The 17,811-nt window shown below is 40.6% G+C and carries 9 protein-coding genes; 6 read left to right on the plus strand and 3 right to left on the minus strand.

Features of this window, described 5'->3' with window-relative positions; translation table 11 throughout:
• Positions 1-3 precede the first annotated feature (3 nt).
• Complete coding sequence (locus CWB60_RS11370) at positions 4-2,433, plus strand: VolA/Pla-1 family phospholipase (protein ID WP_138578212.1); 2,430 nt, start codon at positions 4-6, stop codon at positions 2,431-2,433.
• 100 nt (positions 2,434-2,533) lie between these two features.
• Complete coding sequence (gene sohB / locus CWB60_RS11375) at positions 2,534-3,550, plus strand: protease SohB (protein WP_064385519.1); 1,017 nt, start codon at positions 2,534-2,536, stop codon at positions 3,548-3,550.
• Positions 3,551-3,611: 61 nt separating this feature from the next.
• On the opposite strand, the gene CWB60_RS11380 is transcribed toward sohB, so the two are convergent.
• Positions 3,612-4,943 carry a dicarboxylate/amino acid:cation symporter gene (locus CWB60_RS11380; protein ID WP_004587790.1) on the minus strand — a complete coding sequence of 444 codons (1,332 nt, stop codon included), beginning with the start codon at positions 4,941-4,943 and terminating at the stop codon, positions 3,612-3,614.
• Positions 4,944-5,131: 188 nt separating this feature from the next.
• Here CWB60_RS11380 and CWB60_RS11385 point away from each other — a divergent pair, with 188 nt between their 5' ends.
• Both CWB60_RS11385 and topA read left to right on the plus strand, forming a co-directional pair.
• Complete coding sequence (locus CWB60_RS11385; RefSeq protein ID WP_138578210.1) at positions 5,132-8,437, plus strand: Ig-like domain-containing protein; 3,306 nt, start codon at positions 5,132-5,134, stop codon at positions 8,435-8,437.
• A gap of 249 nt (positions 8,438-8,686) precedes the next feature.
• A complete protein-coding gene (topA, locus tag CWB60_RS11390; RefSeq protein ID WP_138578208.1) occupies positions 8,687-11,383 on the plus strand; it encodes a type I DNA topoisomerase in 2,697 nt (898 codons plus the stop codon).
• Positions 11,384-11,502: 119 nt separating this feature from the next.
• Here the strand turns inward: topA and CWB60_RS11395 are convergent, their stop codons facing one another.
• The gene (locus CWB60_RS11395; RefSeq protein ID WP_004587793.1) at positions 11,503-11,745 is read right to left on the minus strand and encodes a hypothetical protein; all 243 of its coding nucleotides are present in this window, start codon (positions 11,743-11,745) and stop codon (positions 11,503-11,505) included.
• 235 nt (positions 11,746-11,980) lie between these two features.
• On the opposite strand from CWB60_RS11395, the gene CWB60_RS11400 reads away from it, so the two are divergent.
• On the plus strand, positions 11,981-12,532 hold the full coding sequence (locus tag CWB60_RS11400) for a TIGR00645 family protein (RefSeq protein WP_138578206.1): 552 nt from the start codon (positions 11,981-11,983) through the stop codon (positions 12,530-12,532).
• 126 nt (positions 12,533-12,658) lie between these two features.
• Here the strand turns inward: CWB60_RS11400 and CWB60_RS11405 are convergent, their stop codons facing one another.
• Positions 12,659-14,284, minus strand: a complete 1,626-nt coding sequence (locus CWB60_RS11405) for an alpha-glucosidase (protein WP_138578204.1) — start codon at positions 14,282-14,284, stop codon at positions 12,659-12,661.
• 653 nt (positions 14,285-14,937) lie between these two features.
• Here CWB60_RS11405 and CWB60_RS11410 point away from each other — a divergent pair.
• Positions 14,938-17,724 carry a TonB-dependent receptor gene (locus tag CWB60_RS11410; protein ID WP_138578202.1) on the plus strand — a complete coding sequence of 929 codons (2,787 nt, stop codon included), beginning with the start codon at positions 14,938-14,940 and terminating at the stop codon, positions 17,722-17,724.
• Positions 17,725-17,811: the final 87 nt, after the last annotated feature.

A 17,811-nucleotide genomic window follows, 5' to 3' on the forward strand; every position in this document is an offset into this window, starting at 1 on the left:
AATATGAAAAAAATGCTACTCTCACTCTCGGTTACAGCTGCGTTAGCAGGTTGTGGCGGCGGAGAAACATTAGAAGATGTTAAAAACGATACTGCAACCATAATACCTAATGCCACGGTGACCTTTGACCCTGCGAATGGGGTTTTATCTGTCCCTAACGATTTATTAATGAGCGGCACTCAAGACGGCACAATTAATATTCCAGGTGAATTAGACGATGATAACGTCTCTGTGCCTCGCACTGCTTATGCAGATCCGCAATTAGCGCTAGGTGCGTTAGATGGCTGGTCATCGCAAGTGCCTTACAAAATTGATTTAACTTTCCCTACAGGTGTATCGCTTGATGAAACCTCTGCAGCGTCGCCTGGTACAGTAAGAATTTTTGAAGTGGTTATGGGCGCAAGCTTAACTGATGCAGAATGTGCTGTTGTTACAGCTGGTTCAGCGTGTAAATTGGTAGGTGAATTAACCTACGGCGTAGACTTTATTTCTCAAGCCTCAGGCGACGCAGTTGCTATTATCCCATTAAAACCTTTCACACCAGGAAGTTCATACATAAATGTATTAACCACTGGATTAAAAGACTCTCAAGGGCGTTCTATTCAGCCTTCTTCTACTTACGCTTCTGTAAGTGAAGAAGCGCCATTAATTACTGATGCTCAGCTTGGTCTTCAAGCGGCAGTAAATAGCTATGAGAATGTGGTTGTAAGCTCAGGTGATATTACTAAAGATGATATTATATTTTCTGCTGCTATGACCATTCAATCAGCGGGTCCTGTGCTTGGCACAATTAAAAACTTACTGGCAGCTAGCTTACAAAATGATGCTTTGCCAACACCAATGGTAAGTGTACCTGAACAAGCAATGGTAAATGTGCAGCAAGTATTTGCAGCTGCGGGTGTTAGCGTATCGGATGCGTTCTCTGGTGTGCAATATTTAAAAGGTAGCGTTATGTTACCTATGTATTTAGGCACCCCAACAGGCACTGAAATAAGTGATTTAAATGATACATATTGGCAAGGTATGTGTGACAACGCGGTAGCTGTTTTAGGTTACAAAGCTGCAGCAGGCGAAGCTTTCCCTGCAGAGCCAATTAGCGATAATGATGGGCTTTGTGCTGCGTTAAGTGACGGACAGTTGCGTGATTTAGGTTTAGACACTACGCGTCATTTAACTAAGTATAACTCTATTCCTAAAGTGCAAAGCATGGCGAATGTGCCAGTGCAAATAACCAAACCTATTTTACCGGTTATTAATTTTATTCGTGATTCACAAGGTCTTGATCCAATTGAAATGCCAGAAACTGGTTGGCCAGTTGTTATTATGCAACACGGTATAACAACAGACAAAGAAAGCATGTTGGCACTCACTGCACAACTTTCAATTCAAGGTTTTGCCACAGCGGCGATTGACCATCCTCGCCATGGTGAGCGTGGTGTAGATGTTGATGCTGATGGGACAGATGACTTTAATGCGACGACGGGCTCAGTACTAAGTTACATGAACTTAAACTCGTTGTTAGTGGCTCGTGATAGCTTGCGTCAATCATCAGCAGATTTATTAGGCTTACGCTTAGGTTTAAACTTTATTAATGATGCGACGATTAACGCACAAGATGTAACCTATGTAGGGCATTCTTTAGGCTCTATTGTTGCACCTGCATTTATAGCTCAGGCTAATACTCCGCTTGCAGATACAGTTGACCCATTATTTAAGGTAAACACGGTAGCACTTGCCAGTGGCGGTGGCGGTATAGCAAGCTTTTTACTTGAATCGGCTGCGTTTGGGCCATTTATTCAAGGCTCTGTATTATCGCAAGCTGGTACAGCAGAATCGCAAGAGTTCAACGAGTTTTTACAAGCAGATGCTATTTCAAACTGTGGTACATTATTACCAGATATGGAAGCGTTTTTAACTTGTGGCTACCAGGCGTATGTAACCTCACTTACTACGGCAGGGGAAACTACAAAACTTGCTAACATTCAAGCGGTAATGACCGAGTTTGCTTTTGCAGCGCAAACCGCACTTGATAGCGGAGACCCAACAAATTACGCAGCAGCGATAAATGCATTAGGTACCCCTGTATACACTAATGTAGTTGTAGGCGATGGCGCAGATAACAAACCAGACCAAGTAATTCCGCCAGCGGCAGCAAATAACCCTATATCGGGCACAATTCCGTTAGCAACATTAATGGGGCTTGAAACAGTAAGCACTTCACAAGCACTAAGTGAAACCCCGGCGAGTTATTTGGTGAAATTTACAAAAGGGCACCATGGCTCAATTTTAACGCCAGCACAAGACGACGCCCAAGCGGCAACTGTTGAGGGCAGTGCAGCAGCAAACGCTGAAATGCAGCTCCAAGTAGCTACTTATTTAGCTGCACGCGGGCGTATGTTATTAGTCAGTAACCCAGAGGTTGTGACTGATTAATCAGCAAATACCTTATTAACCTTGAAAAGCCACTGTTTAGTGGCTTTTTTTTGTTATAAAGCATGATAAATTAGCTTAAATTTATAAATGGAGAGACCAGTTGGAATTTTTATACGAATACGGTTTGTTTTTTGCTAAAACGGTTACCTTTGTTATTGCTATTGCAATTATTTTAACCCTTATTGTGGGTTCAGCAGTAAAGCCTAAAGCTAAAAAAGGAGCCATAGAAATAGACGATTTGTCTGAGCAACTAGATGACTTAAAACACAGCTTTTTAGAAAATACTTTAACTAAAAAAGAGTTAAAAGCGCATCATAAAGCGCAAAAAGTCGAGTCTAAAAAAGCGGCAAATGATGAGCCGAAGCCACGCCTATATGTTATTGACTTTATAGGTAGTATGGACGCTCATGAAGTTGAAAGCCTACGCGAAGAAGTGACCGCAATTATTGCCATCGCTAATCCTGAGAAAGATAAAGTATTAGTTCGCTTAGAAAGTGGGGGCGGCGTGGTGCATGGCTATGGTTTAGCTGCATCGCAATTACAGCGTTTTAAAACTGCAGGAATTAAGCTTTCGGTTTCTATTGATAAAGTAGCAGCGAGTGGCGGTTACATGATGGCCTGTGTGGCCGATGAAATATTAGCGGCTCCTTTTGCTATAGTTGGCTCTATTGGTGTAATTGCACAAATACCTAACTTTAATAAAATTTTAAAGAAAAACGATGTAGAGTTTGAGCAAATTACAGCAGGCGAATTTAAACGTACGTTAACCTTGTTCGGCGAAAACACAGATAAAGCCCGCGAAAAGTTTCGTGATGAAATAGAGCAAACACATGGTTTGTTTAAAGAGTTTGTAAGCAGTCAAAGGCCAACACTTAATATTGATAATGTGGCAACGGGCGAGCACTGGTTTGCAACACAAGCAATTGAAAAGGGCTTAGTTGATGTAATTAAAACCAGTGATGATGCGTTATTAGAACAGCAATCTGAGCGTCAAATATACAAAGTAAAATACAAAATTAAGAAAGGATTAAGTGATAAGTTAGCAATTGGGCTTAGTAGCTCTGTAAATAAAGCAGGCGTTAATTTAATGTCGCGTTTTAAAGCAATGAACCCATAAAACGTTATTAAAAGTAATAAAAAACCCTTGCTTAGCAAGGGTTTTTTATGGGCTTAAATAATTACTCAGTAGATTTGTGGTAATCTTCTAAGTCTTTAGCTGCGTTCGGGTCGTTAAATATTGTTTCATCTAATTGACCTTCTGACTTAGCAACCACACAAGTTACCATACAGTCACCCGTTATATTAACGGCTGTGCGCGTCATATCGAGCAATCTGTCAACACCAATAATAATTGCAATCCCTTCTACTGGTAAACCTACTTGGTTAAGTACCATTGCAAGCATGATTAAACCCACACCAGGCACGCCCGCAGTGCCTACCGAGGCAAGCGTTGCGGTTAGAATAACCATTAAGTAATCAGAAATCGTTAAATCAACAGCAAACACTTGTGCAATAAATACTGTTGCCACGCCTTGCATAATAGCTGTGCCATCCATGTTAATGGTAGCGCCTAGCGGAATAGTAAAAGAGGCAACCGAGTTATTAGCGCCGAGTTTTTTGGTCGCAGTTTCAAGTGTAATAGGCATAGTCGCGCTTGAGCTTGAAGTGCTAAAACCAAATAAACACGCGTGTTTCATTTTAGCTAAAAAGGTAAGCGGGTTAAGACCTGTTAATACTTTTAAAATAATACTGTAATTAATAAATGCGTGAATTAATAAGGCCGCCACTACTACAAGGAAGTACTTAGCTAGGCTGAGTATTAATCCCATTTCGATAGTGGTAAAAAGTTTAGCCATTAAAAAGAACACACCGTAAGGTGCAATGTTCATTAGTAGCGTTACTAGTTTTAAAATAACCGTGTTTAAATCTTCAAATACTGCGGCTACACGTTTACCTGCTTTGCCACTTAGCGCCATTGATACACCAAATAAAAGCGCAAACACAATAACTTGCAGCATGTTCCCTTTAGCCATCGCTTCGAATGGGTTAGTAGGGAACATATCGATAATCACTCGCGCTAAGGTTGGGGCTTCTTTAGCATTGAAGCTTGCATCTGATGGCAGTGCAATGCCTTGACCTGGGTTAAATAATAACGCCAGTGAAATAGCTACGGTAATTGCCACGGCAGTTGTAACTAAATATAAGCCAATCGATTTACCACCTAAACGGCCTAATTTTTTAGGATCGCTCAAGCTACACGTACCACATACAAGCGATACAAATACCAGCGGCACAACCAACATTTTTAAGCTGGCAATAAAAATTTGTCCGCCAACATGGAAAAGGCCATCTACAAAAAAAGCTTTAATTGGCAAAGAGAATAACCCAAGAGGAATTAGATAATCGTCTTCACCAGCTAATATAGCCTGAAATAAAAAGCCTACAGCAATACCCAGTGCCATGCCAATCATGATACGGGTAGTTAAACTCATTGAACGTATTTTAGACATATTCCCTAATCTATTTTTTCAAATTTGCCATAGACTACCAGCAAGGAAATATTTACTACAGAAAAAAATAGCCTTTGCGGAATTATTTACATAAAAAAGTGACAAAAAACTGTGATATTAGACTAAGTTATAGGTTAATATTAGGTAAACAACTATTAGTAAATAATAACAACGCTAGGGAGAGGTCCATGCCTTTAACGCGACTACTCAGCATTACACTATTTAGCATTTTGCTTTGCGCTTGTGGTGGTGGTGGAACAATCGAAAAAGACGGCACCATCGGAGATGATGACGATTCTACTACAGAAACATCCACTTACACGGTAACTTTAAAAGGTTACTTACAATCTAGTGACACTGAGTCAAACACGGTCACAGCGGCTGCTCCTTTAGAGCTTAGAGCTACTTTAGAAGATGAAGATGGCGATGCAGTCTCAGGTGAGCGTATTACTTTTACCCTTGCTGACTCAATCGGTGAACTAAACCCTACAGCAGGTACAGCGTTAACCCAATCAGATGGTATAGCGATACTGGAACTTACCGCGGGTGAAAATGCAGGAGCTGGTGAAGTAACAGCAACATATACAGTCGATGGCGAAAGTTACACCGATACGTTTGCATTTGAGTCGGATGGCGCACAATCAACAGATCCACAATTGAGTGTAACGCTTGTTGATTCATCTGGGGCTACGACTCGAAGTGTTGATTATTTAAACCCTGTTACCGCGCAGGTTGAACTATTAATTGATAATGAACCCGCTGCTTACCAATTAATTGAGTTTGTACTTACTGGTTTAGGGAGTATAAACCCTACAAATGGTACAGCTTTAACAAACGAACAAGGCATTGCAACAATTAGCTTGCTTGCAGGGACTGAAGCTGGGGCTGGCTCTATTGTGGCCACCTACACCGATAACGAAAATACTGTTTATAGCTCTGAAGGTTATACATTTACAACTGAAGGGGATGCGCCCATTCAAGGTGAATCATTAGACTTTTCTATCGGTTTAAGTCTTACCTCTTCAACGACGTTATCAGAAATTAGCACAATCAGCGCCGCAGATAGCGCAGTTGTTAAAGCAACTATTCTTGACGGAGATGGTGTTGAAGTTGAAGGGGCAGTTGTAAACTTCTCATCAACTCTAGGCAACTTAATCCCAAGTATTGGTACTGCACTAACGAATGAGAGTGGTGTTGCATCAATTAACTTAACTTCGGGTACTGTAGAAGGTGCAGGCGTTATAACAGCCCAGTACGAAGGTGTTGAGCAAACGCTGGGTTTTTATACAAAAGGTGATGCTGTAAATCCAGACCAAAGTACTGCAGATATTAGTTTTTCAATCCTAGAAAATTGTCCAGCAGACTTTAAATCTCAAAGAGATGCAAGCCAGTGTGATCTAGTAACTAGTATCTCAGGTGATTCAACGGCGATTCTTTATATCGAAGTGACTAACGAGAATTCGACAACTCCTCTTACGCAAACTCTAGTAACAGCGAGTACAACAATTGGCTCAATCACACCTTCAACTGGCACGGCTATTACCGATGTAAATGGTATCGCACTTTTAGATATAGTTCCTGGTCAAGATGTAGGCGCCGGTGAAATTACTGTGTCAGTGCTCGATAGCGATTTAACTAAGGCATTTCAAATTGCTGCTGTAGATGTTGAAATTGCTATTAGCAGCTCGGTTGCAGACGATGAGCTATTAGCTGCAGGTGCAACAGCACTTATCTCAATTGAAATTTCAAAAGACGGTGAGCTATATACCACACCACTTACTGTTGAATTTTCATCTGGTTGTGTTGGCTCTGGCCAAGCACTTATAGATGAAACAGTAACCAGTATTGGCGGCTTTGCACGCTCTACATACCGTCCGCTTACTTGTGTGGGTGGGGATATAATTACGGCTACCGTGATCACCGGTGGCGATACGGTTTCTGCTAGTACTACTATAAATGTATCACCTGCCAATATTGGCTTTTTACAATTTGTAGAAGTGACTGAGCCAGTAATTGCATTAAAAGGTACGGGTGGTGCTGACAGAACTGAAATCTCTGAAGTAACATTTAAACTTGTGGATTCAAATGGCAATGATTTAGCTTCAAGAACGGTTAACTTTGAGCTGTCAACGGCAGTTGGTGGTATAACGTTAGGCACAGCCAGTGCAATTACTAATGCCAGCGGTGAAGTGACTACCTCAGTTCAATCGGGCTCAATTGCTACGCCTGTGCGTGTTATCGCATCTAGCGAAGAAGACGTAGATGGCGATACGGTTATTGTAACCGCCCCTTCAGATATTCTTGTAATTAGTACAGGCATTGCTGATCAAAATAGCTTTTCGCTATCGCGTTCAATATTTAACCCTCATGCGTTAAATGTTGATGGTAATACGGTATCGGTTAATGCTCGCCTAGCTGATCACTTTAACAACCCTGTGCCAGATGGAACAGCTGTTAGCTTTATCACAGAAGGGGGCGTAATAGAGCCAAGTTGTACAACAACCAATGGTACGTGTAGCGTAACGTGGACCAGCAGTAACCCACGCCCGTTTACTGACTCTATGTATGAAAATACCATTACGCAAAAGTGTGATGGTGGCTTACCATGCCCATTAGGAATTTTAAATAATGACTTAACGGTAGATTTACCGTTAGGTGGACGTGCCACTGTACATGCTTATGCAATTGGTGAAGAAACGTTTTCTGATTTGAATGGCAACGGCTACTTTGACAGTGAAGATTTTTTTGATGATTTATTTGATATTCCAGAAGCCTTTATCGATAACAATGAAGATGGCACCTATGGCGGTAAAGACTGTAATGATGGAACCGACCCCTGTTCACGTGATAACTCAACCGGTGATGAGTTTGAAGAATTTGTCGATTTTGATGGCAATGGTACATGGACCACACAAAACGGCCTATACAATGGTTTACTGTGTCGTGAAGAAGACGAAGCCGCAGGTATTTGTAGTCGTCAAATGGTTAATGTATTTCAAAACCAAGAAATCGTAATGTCGGGTGATACTGCATTCTTTAGGCTAGTTACATACGCGGATGATTGTTCTGCTATCGCGGGTGCAACCGCTTCAGAGGTACGTGTAAACAGCGACCCTGCAAGTCCACTTGTTCGCCGTGTGCAAAACGACCCCACTAGCGCAATAATGTGTCAGGTTGATGCAATAGATTTAACACAAACTGCATCAGGCACGGCTAGCCTTGGGCTTACGGTATTTATAGCGGATATATATAACAACCCAATGCCTGCTGAAACAACCATCTCTATTGACACAGACAATGGTATTTTAACAGGTAGTGATAATTACACTTACCCTAATACAACAAGTATTGTGCCTGTTGGTTTATCCTTTGGTATTACGCGTGAAGACTTAGATGGAGGAAATGAGCAGTTTAGTGGTATTTTAACCATTACTGCCGAAGCGCCTTCTGGGTTAGAAAGTACGCTTTCTGTTAGCGTAACCGACGATTTATAATCGGTAGAATGTAAAAAATGCCAACCTTAAGGTTGGCTTTTTTATTTGTGTTCTATATATTCCACAGCAATTATTTTAAAAACACCGGTTTGTATAATTTAACAACAAAAATTGTTTGTTTATTCAGTAAATACTGAAAAGTTTGTATTAAAAGCTTGTAACAATAGGTGTTTGTAGATATACCTATAAATATTCGCGCCGTTTATGTCGGCAAAACACATTTAAATATTTGGTTAGAAATAGGCAACTATGGGCAAATCGCTAGTAATTGTAGAGTCACCTGCTAAGGCTAAAACAATTAATAAATACTTAGGTAAAGACTTCATCGTAAAGTCCAGTATTGGACATGTGCGTGATTTACCTACTTCAGGTTCGAACAAAGCTAAAGTACCGGCGACTAAAACGCCAGCTGAAGTTCGTAAAATGGAGCCTGAAGAAAAGGCAGCGTATAAACAGCAACGAGATTACACTAACTTAGTTGCACGTATGGGTATTGATCCTGAAAAAGGGTGGGAGCCACATTACGAAATTTTGCCAGGTAAAGAGAAAGTAGTTCAAGAGTTAAAAAAGCTGGCCGAAAATGCAGACCAAGTTTATCTCGCAACGGATTTGGATAGAGAAGGGGAAGCAATTGCTTGGCACCTTCAAGAAATTATTGGTGGTGAGCCTGAAAAATATAAACGCGTTGTATTTAACGAAATTACAAAAAATGCGATTCAACAAGCGTTTGAAACACCTGGTGAACTAAATACCGACATGGTATATGCACAACAAACACGCCGCTTCTTAGACCGTGTAGTTGGCTTTATGGTATCGCCATTATTATGGGCTAAAGTAGCGCGCGGGCTTTCTGCTGGGCGTGTGCAATCGGTTGCGGTACGTTTATTAGTAGAGCGCGAACGTGAAATCAAAGCGTTTATTCCTGAAGAATTTTGGGATATACACGCCGATGTTAAAAATACCGAGTCACAATTACGCTTAGAAGTCACCAAACAAGCAGACAAGCCATTTAAGCCGGTAAATGAGGCTCAGGCTACAGCCGCAGTTAAAAGCCTTGAGACAGCCGAATATAAAGTAATAAGTGTTGAAGAAAAACCCAGCAAAAGCCGCCCAAGTGCGCCTTTTATTACTTCAACCATGCAACAAGCCGCCAGTACACGTTTAGGCTATGGCGTTAAAAAAACAATGATGCTTGCACAGCGCCTCTACGAAGGCGGTTACATTACTTATATGCGTACCGATTCAACTAATCTGTCAAAAGATGCAGTTGAAATGTGTCGTGATTATGTAACCCAAGAGTTTGGCGCAAAGTACTTACCTAAAGACCCAATTAGCTACAGCTCTAAAGGCAATGCACAAGAAGCGCACGAAGCGATCCGTCCTTCAAGTGTAACTGTACTTTCTGGGCATGTTGAAGGTGTTGATGCCGATGCCAAAAAACTGTACGAATTAATTTGGCGTCAGTTTGTTGCCTGTCAAATGGTGCCTGCAGAGTACGACTTAACAACACTTACTGTGGCCGCTGATGAGTTTCAACTAAAAGCAAAAGGGCGAGTACTTCGCTTTGATGGTTGGACAAAAGTGCAACCTGCGGTACGTAAAAAGAATGAAGAAGATCAATCGCTGCCAGCAGTAAAAGAAGGTGAAGTACTTAGTTTAATTGAGCTTGACCCTAAGCAGCATTTTACTAAACCGCCAGCGCGCTTTAGTGAAGCAAGTTTAGTAAAAGAGCTTGAAAAACGTGGTATTGGTCGTCCATCTACGTACGCATCAATTATTTCAACAATTCAAGACCGTGGTTATGTACGGGTAGAAAACCGTCGTTTCTTCGCTGAAAAAATGGGCGAAATTGTTACCGACCGTTTGGTTGAAAACTTCACTGATTTAATGAACTTTGACTTTACAGCAAAAATGGAAGGTCGTTTAGATGATATCGCCGAAGGCGAGCGTGTATGGACCCAAGTGCTTGATAAGTTTTATGCTGATTTTTCTACGCAATTAAACATAGCCAAAGATGAGCCAGAGCAAGGCGGAATGCGCCTTAATCAAATGGTCGAAACCGACATTGACTGCCCTACGTGTGGCAGAAAAATGGGTATTCGCACGGCATCTACAGGGGTGTTTTTAGGGTGTACAGGTTATAACTTACCGCCTAAAGAGCGTTGTACAACCACTATGAACCTAGTATCAGGGGATGAAGCGGTTGCGGCAGATGTTGAAGACATTGAAACTGAAACATTAATGCAAATGAAGCGCTGTCCAATCTGTGAAACGGCTATGGACTCTTACCTAATAGACGAAACCCGTAAATTACATGTTTGTGGTAATAACCCTGCATGTGAAGGGTATATCGTTGAGCAAGGTACCTTTAAAATTAAAGGATACGATGGGCCTATTATCGAATGTGATAAATGTGGCTCAGACATGGAGCTTAAATCGGGCCGTTTTGGTAAGTATTTTGGCTGTAACAACGAAGAGTGTAAAAATACGCGTAAGTTACTTAAAAACGGCGAAGCTGCGCCACCAAAAGAAGATCCTGTGCACATACCTGAACTTGAATGTGAAAAGTCAGAAGCTTATTTTGTTTTACGTGACGGGGCTGCAGGTATTTTCTTGGCGGCTAACACTTTCCCTAAATCACGCGAGACGCGAGCACCTAAAGTGGCTGAGCTAAAGCGTTTTAGAGAGCGTATTTCACCTAAGTTTTATTACTTAGCTGATGCGCCAGATAAAGATCCTGATGGTAATTTAGCCGTAGTACGTTATAGCCGTAAAAATAAAGCGCAATACGTGATGACTGAAGTTGACGGAAAAGCCACAGGCTGGACTGCTCACTACGAAGCGGGTACATGGGTAGAAGAAGCGAAGAAAAAAGCAGCGCCTAAAAGGAAAGCGGCTGCAAAAAAATCGCCAGCTAAACCTAAAGCAAAAAAAGAAGCTGAATAAACGTTAAAATTTATTTAGCCTAAGACAAATAAAAACCGGAATACACAGCCTGTGTCATTCCGGTTTTTTTATGATTATATGCGTCGCAATGGCTTTATTAGCCGCATATTTTTTATTGTTTAGATTTGTACAGTAGATACTTTTTTGTAGCCTTCAGACTCTAATTCATCATTAACGCATTGAAGAACATAGCCAAATAGATCGTCGTTACTTACATCATCATCTTTAGCCCAATTTACACACATATCTGTGTATTCTTTAATTGTTTGTGCAGAAGCTACTGGTGCATCGTCTGCGATTGCAACCGTTGCAGATACAGCAAAAAGTGGTGCAACTATTAATGCTAGCAATGCTTTATTCATTTGTTGATTCCTAAATAAATGGTTTAACGATTTAAATACATTTTAAAGCTGTATTTAAATAGTGCCCAATGCAGAACAACTCTGTTGGTGTAGTGATTTTTAATCGAAATTAAAATAAAAGATAACGAAAAATTTTTATCGTCAAGATGAGTAAATTACGCTTAAATAATTATATAAGTAATTGTGTTGTAATAAATTATAAGCTAAGGTCGCTTTTTTATAAAAAGATAGATTAATGTCAGAACACCAAGCAAAACCAACCAGTACGCCTCGTAAAATACACAAAGTAGAGCAGGGCTTAGAGTCGTTTATATTTAAAGGGCGCTGGTTATTAGCCCCGTTTTTTGTAGGCCTACTATTTGCTGTAATATTGCTATTAATAAAGTTTTTTAAGCAACTTTATTTAATGGGTATTGCCACTTTTAGTGCAACAAACCAAGAGTTATTAGTGGGTATACTTACCCTCGTTGATACCGCTTTACTGGCTGGTTTATTACTTATTATTATTTTTAGTGGTTATGAGAACTTTGTTTCAAAGCTTAATATAGAGGGCCACGAAGATAGGCCGTCATGGATGGGAAAAGTAGCTTTCTCTGGCTTAAAAATGAAGCTTATTAGCGCAATTGTTGCCATATCTGCGGTTGAGCTTTTAAAGGTATTTATTAATTCTAATATTCATTCAAGTGAGGAGCTATTTTGGAAAGTGATTATCCATGTCACCTTTGTAAGCTCTGGCGTGTTATTTGCGCTCACTGATTATTTAAATAGTAAAACACAATCACATTAGAAAGGTTAAGTTAGTGGTTTGGTGGCCTGTATTTCGTCTTAATACCGGCTATAGCAGTCCCACTATTTGAGCACACAAAAAAGCCCGATAAAATCGGGCTTTTGAGCATTATAAGTCAGGGCGTTCTTATTTTACAAAAGCAAAGTAACAGTCAAAACCATTCATGTTTAGCTTATTACCATCTAAAGTAGCATTACAATGAGATAGTGAGTCATGCGCCTCAGTCACTGTTTTAGTCAACTCAAATGTTTGATTGCTATCAGCTAAGTTAAACACACATAACATAGTTTGCTCGTTTAGCGTTCTGTAAAAAGCGAGGATAGGCTCAGCAGTATCAATAAAATTAATATCGCCTGCTAATAACACAGTATGCTGTTTACGCCATGCCATAAACTCACGATAGGCATTAAGTATAGAGTTTGCATCTTTATCTTGTACAGACACAGCCTGCTGCGTATGCGCGCTACCAACCGGTAACCACGGTTTAGCAGCACTAAATCCTGCGTTTTGTATGTTGTTACCTTCCCATGGCATTGGCGTTCTACAGCCGTCGCGACCTTTAAAGTTTGGCCAAAAGGTAATGCCATATGGGTCTTGTAGGTCTTCAAATGCTACAGAGGCTTCACCTAGCCCCAGCTCTTCACCTTGGTACATACATACGCTACCACGTAATGAAGCAAGTAGGGCTGTAAGCATTTTGCATTGTGCTGGGTTTATTTCACCATTTTGGCTCCAGCGGCTCGCAACACGCTCTACATCGTGGTTGCTAAACGCCCAGCACGGCCAACCTTCAGTCATGCGTTGCTCAAGGGTCTGTACGGTTTCTCTTATGTATTCACTTGAATAATCATCCGTGAGTAGTTCAAAACTGTAGCCCATATGCAGCTTATCACCGCCTTGGGTATATTCTGCCATTGTTGCCAATGAATCTTCCGATGAAATTTCGCCAAGTGATACAGTACCCGGGTATTTATTAAGTAGTGCACGTATGTCTTGCATAAACTCAATGTTTTCTGGTTGGGTGTTATTATAATAATGGTACTGAAAAGCATATGGGTTATCTTCACTAAAGCCACGGCCTTGGCGTTTATCTTTAGGCTTTGCAGGATTGTCACGTAATTGTGCATCGTGGTAGCAAAAGTTAATAGCGTCTAATCTAAAACCATCTACACCTTTTTTAAGCCAAAACTCTACATTTTCTAAAACAGCTTTTCTTACATCTGGGTTATGAAAGTTTAAATCAGGCTGTTCGGTTAAAAAGTTATGTAAATAGTATTGACCGCGACGAGGCTCCCATTGCCAAGCACCGCCACCAAAAATAGATAACCAGTTATTAGGCGCTGTGCCATCTTCTTTAGCATCTGCCCATACGTACCAGTCAGCTTTATCATTGTTTTGATTTTCGCGGCTATCTAAAAACCAGTGATGTTGGTCTGATGTATGGCTTAACACTTGGTCAATAATAATTTTAATGTCGCGTTTATGTGCTTGATCTATTAACTCATCAAAGTCGTTTAGGTCACCAAATATGGGGTCTATATCGCGATAGTCACTTATGTCGTAGCCAAAATCTTTCATTGGAGATTTGAAAAAAGGAGAAATCCAAATAGCGTCAACGCCTAAGCTTTTAATGTAATCAATGCGATTAATTATCCCTTTAAGATCACCAATACCATCGTTATTGCTGTCTTGAAAGCTTCGCGGGTAAACCTGATAAATAACCGCACCTTTATACCACTGCTGTTGGGCCATGCTTTTCTCCGTCGTTCCACACAGTATTTATATTGTTATTAGTTTGATTGAAACAATCACTAAATTTTCAAAAAGCATACGTGAAGGGTGCTGCTCTGTAAAAAGTCTGCATACGTATGCAGCTAATTTACTTACATAAAAGCGGTTTTAGCTAAGCAGAAAGTTACCCATAAAAACCGCTGCAGCACTTTTACCAATCATGTTTATTTAAGTGTAACTAAAACAGCTGACTATTTTGGTGCTTATTTTTAAAGGGCTGCACAGCTTTGGTGATTCCACTCTTTGGTCAGACCAATTTAACCTGGTAATCTTTACAAAAGATATGCGTGTAAATTTATAAAAAACCTTTAATTAACGCTATTTACAAATAATGACAAAGGGATTTCAGTTAAATAATTGATGTATTTTTATAATGATAATAAATCACTAGGTTGCACCAATATAAAACTATTTAAAACAGTGGGTTAAAGTTTTATTTGTGAACTCATTGTTAACTTTTAGCCTTTTGCATAGTACTGAATACGTATGCATAAAGTTGTTAATAAAATAATTCGAGCGTTAATATTGATGCTGACAACAAAATTAGCTCGCCTGTTTGACTATCACTCAAATAAAGAAGCGAGTATCACAATATGGGTAACGGGAAAAACATCATGTCTATGTTCAAACCAAGTATATTAACGTTGGCAATGGCTACTGCAGGATTAGCAAGCTTTGCCTCTGTAGCAGCACAAGAAGATACAGTTAAAAATGATGACGTTGAGGTTATCGAAGTAAAAGGCTTTCGTGGCAGTGTTGTAGAATCAATCAACACAAAGCGTTTTTCTACTCAAGTCGTTGAGTCAATTTCAGCTGAAGATATAGGTAAACTTCCTGACTCGTCTATTGCTGAGTCTATTGCACGCTTACCAGGTTTAACGGCGCAGCGCCTAGATGGTCGCGCAAGTAGAGTATCAATTCGTGGTTTTGGTGAAAACGAAAGTGGCACCACATTTAATGGCCGCGAGCAAGTTTCTATTGGCGATAACCGCGGCGTAGAGTTTGACCTTTACCCATCAGAAATTATGAGCGGCGTTACCGTATATAAAACACCTAATGCAAGTATTGAAGCAGAAGGTATTGCCGGTGTTATTAACATGCAAACCGTACGTCCTTTAAGTAAAGGCGAGCGTGTATTTCAAGTTAATGGCCAGTACGAGCAAACTAGCTTTGATAAACTAAACCCAGACGGTAACGACGATGGTTACCGCGGTACTATTTCATACATTGATCAATTTGCAGATGACACCATAGGTGTTGCGTTTGCACTAAATACCATGAGCTCTCCAAATCAAGAAAAACGTTGGAACGCTTGGGGTTACCCTGAATTTACTGCTGATGATGGTCAAACGTACTCTATATTAGGGGGTGCAAAACCATTTGTACGTTCATCAACCCTTGAACGTGACTCAGCAATGCTCGTACTAGAGGCCGCGCCTACAGACAAATTAAACATGACGTTTGATGCGTTATATGTTGATTTTACAGACGAAAAAATCTTACGTGGTATCGAAATTCCATTCGCATGGGGTCAAGGTTCGATTGACCCTGCAAGCGTAGCTGTAGATGACGCAAGTGGTTTTATTACCAGTGCGGTAACAAATGGCCAACGTGCGGTTGTGCGTAACGACTACGAAGAGCGTGAAGCAGAATTAACCGCGTTTGGCTTTAACACTAAATACGATATTGATGACTCGTGGTCAGTAGAGTTTGATGCAAGTTACTCTCAAGTAGACCGTAAAATTTGGAGCCTTGAGAGCTACTCTGGAACAGGTCGAGGCGATGCTCGCGGTGTTGCAGATAACCTTGGTTACACATTTAACGGTGGTAATACAGGTGCTACGTTTACTCACGATTTAGATTACAGCGATTACAGCTTAATACAATTAGGTGGTCCTTTATCATGGGGTGCAAGCTCTGCTTTAAATGATAAATATGGCTTAACCGGCACCGAGTATGAAAACCAAGCGCAAGATGGCTTCATTAATGCACCTACAATTGAAGATGAGTTATCTACGTTAAAACTAGCGGCATCTAAAGTATTAGAAAACGAGTACTTTAGCTCAATTGAATTTGGTATGTCTTATAAAGAGCGCGAAAAAACCAAAGATTCGCAGGGCTTCTTTATGACGTTATCTGGGTTTTCACTTGATAACCCGGGTTTAGTTACCGTGCCAGAGCAGTATCGAATGGGCAGCGTTGATTTAGACTTTATTGGCATGGGTGACATGATTGCCTACAATGTAAATGGTCTTGTTAATGACGGCTACTACGACTTACTAGATGAAAGCTTAACAAATACGAGCCATTTAACTAAATCGTGGACCGTAAAAGAAGAAATTACCTCTGCGTTTGCACAAGCTAATATTAATGCAGAAGTAAGCGGCTTAGCGTTAACGGGTAATATAGGTGTACGTTACGTCCACACTGATCAGTCATCGCAAGGTAATGCATTTAGTACTGTAGATGGCATTGTTGTGGCATCACCTACCAATATTAGCCACGATTATTCACACGTTTTACCAAGTTTGAACTTATCACTTGCGATTGATGAGCAGCAAACAGTGCGTTTTGGTGCAGCTAAAACAATCTCACGCGCCCGTTTGGACGAAATGAACTCATCTATTGATGCATCATACAACACAACGCCTGATGAAAATGGTAACTTTTGGTCTGTATCGGGTGGTAACCCTAACCTAGAACCTAAAGAAGCAACTGGTTACGATTTGACGTACGAAAACTACTTTAGCGATGAAGGTTACTTCTCTGCTGCGTTTTTCTATAAAGACTTAACCCAGTGGATTTTTGACGGCACATACGAAATTGATATGTCGGGCGTTGCTGACCCATCAACAGGTGAAATACCAGCTACATCTGAAGGTACTGGCAGTGGTAAAGTAAATGGCGGTGGCGGCGACCTATACGGTTACGAGCTATCTCTAGCGTTACCATTTAAAATTTTCCACCCATCACTAGAAGGCTTTGGTTTAATTGCAAGCCATACCGGTATTGAGTCTGATATTGAAGATCAAAACGGTAATGAGTACGAGCTACCGGGTCTGTCTGATAAAATTCAAAGCTTAACGGTTTACTACGAAATGAATGGTATTCAACTGCGTACCAGCATGCGTAAACGTAGTGCCTTTAAAGGTGATGTATACGGGCTAGGTTTTGATACCGAGCAAGTGGATATCTTAGGCGAAACAATTTGGGACATCCAAGCTGGCTTCGACTTTAGTGAGGCCGGTGTTGAAAGCCTTGAAGGGTTATCAATTCAGTTCCAAGTTCAAAACTTAACAGAAGAGCCGTTTACATCGCTTTCTGGCGATAACGCGCTACAAGTTCGTGACTACCAAGATTACGGTCGTACTTACTTGTTAGGCTTTAGCTACAAGCTATAATAAAGGTTGTGTGTAGGAGCCCTTGTAATTTGTTTTACAAGGGCTTTTTTATAGCTACTTTATCTAAATTTTATCAAACTTAACAAA

It is taken from the genome of Pseudoalteromonas sp. S327 (genome assembly GCF_005886415.1).
GTDB lineage: Bacteria > Pseudomonadota > Gammaproteobacteria > Enterobacterales > Alteromonadaceae > Pseudoalteromonas > Pseudoalteromonas atlantica.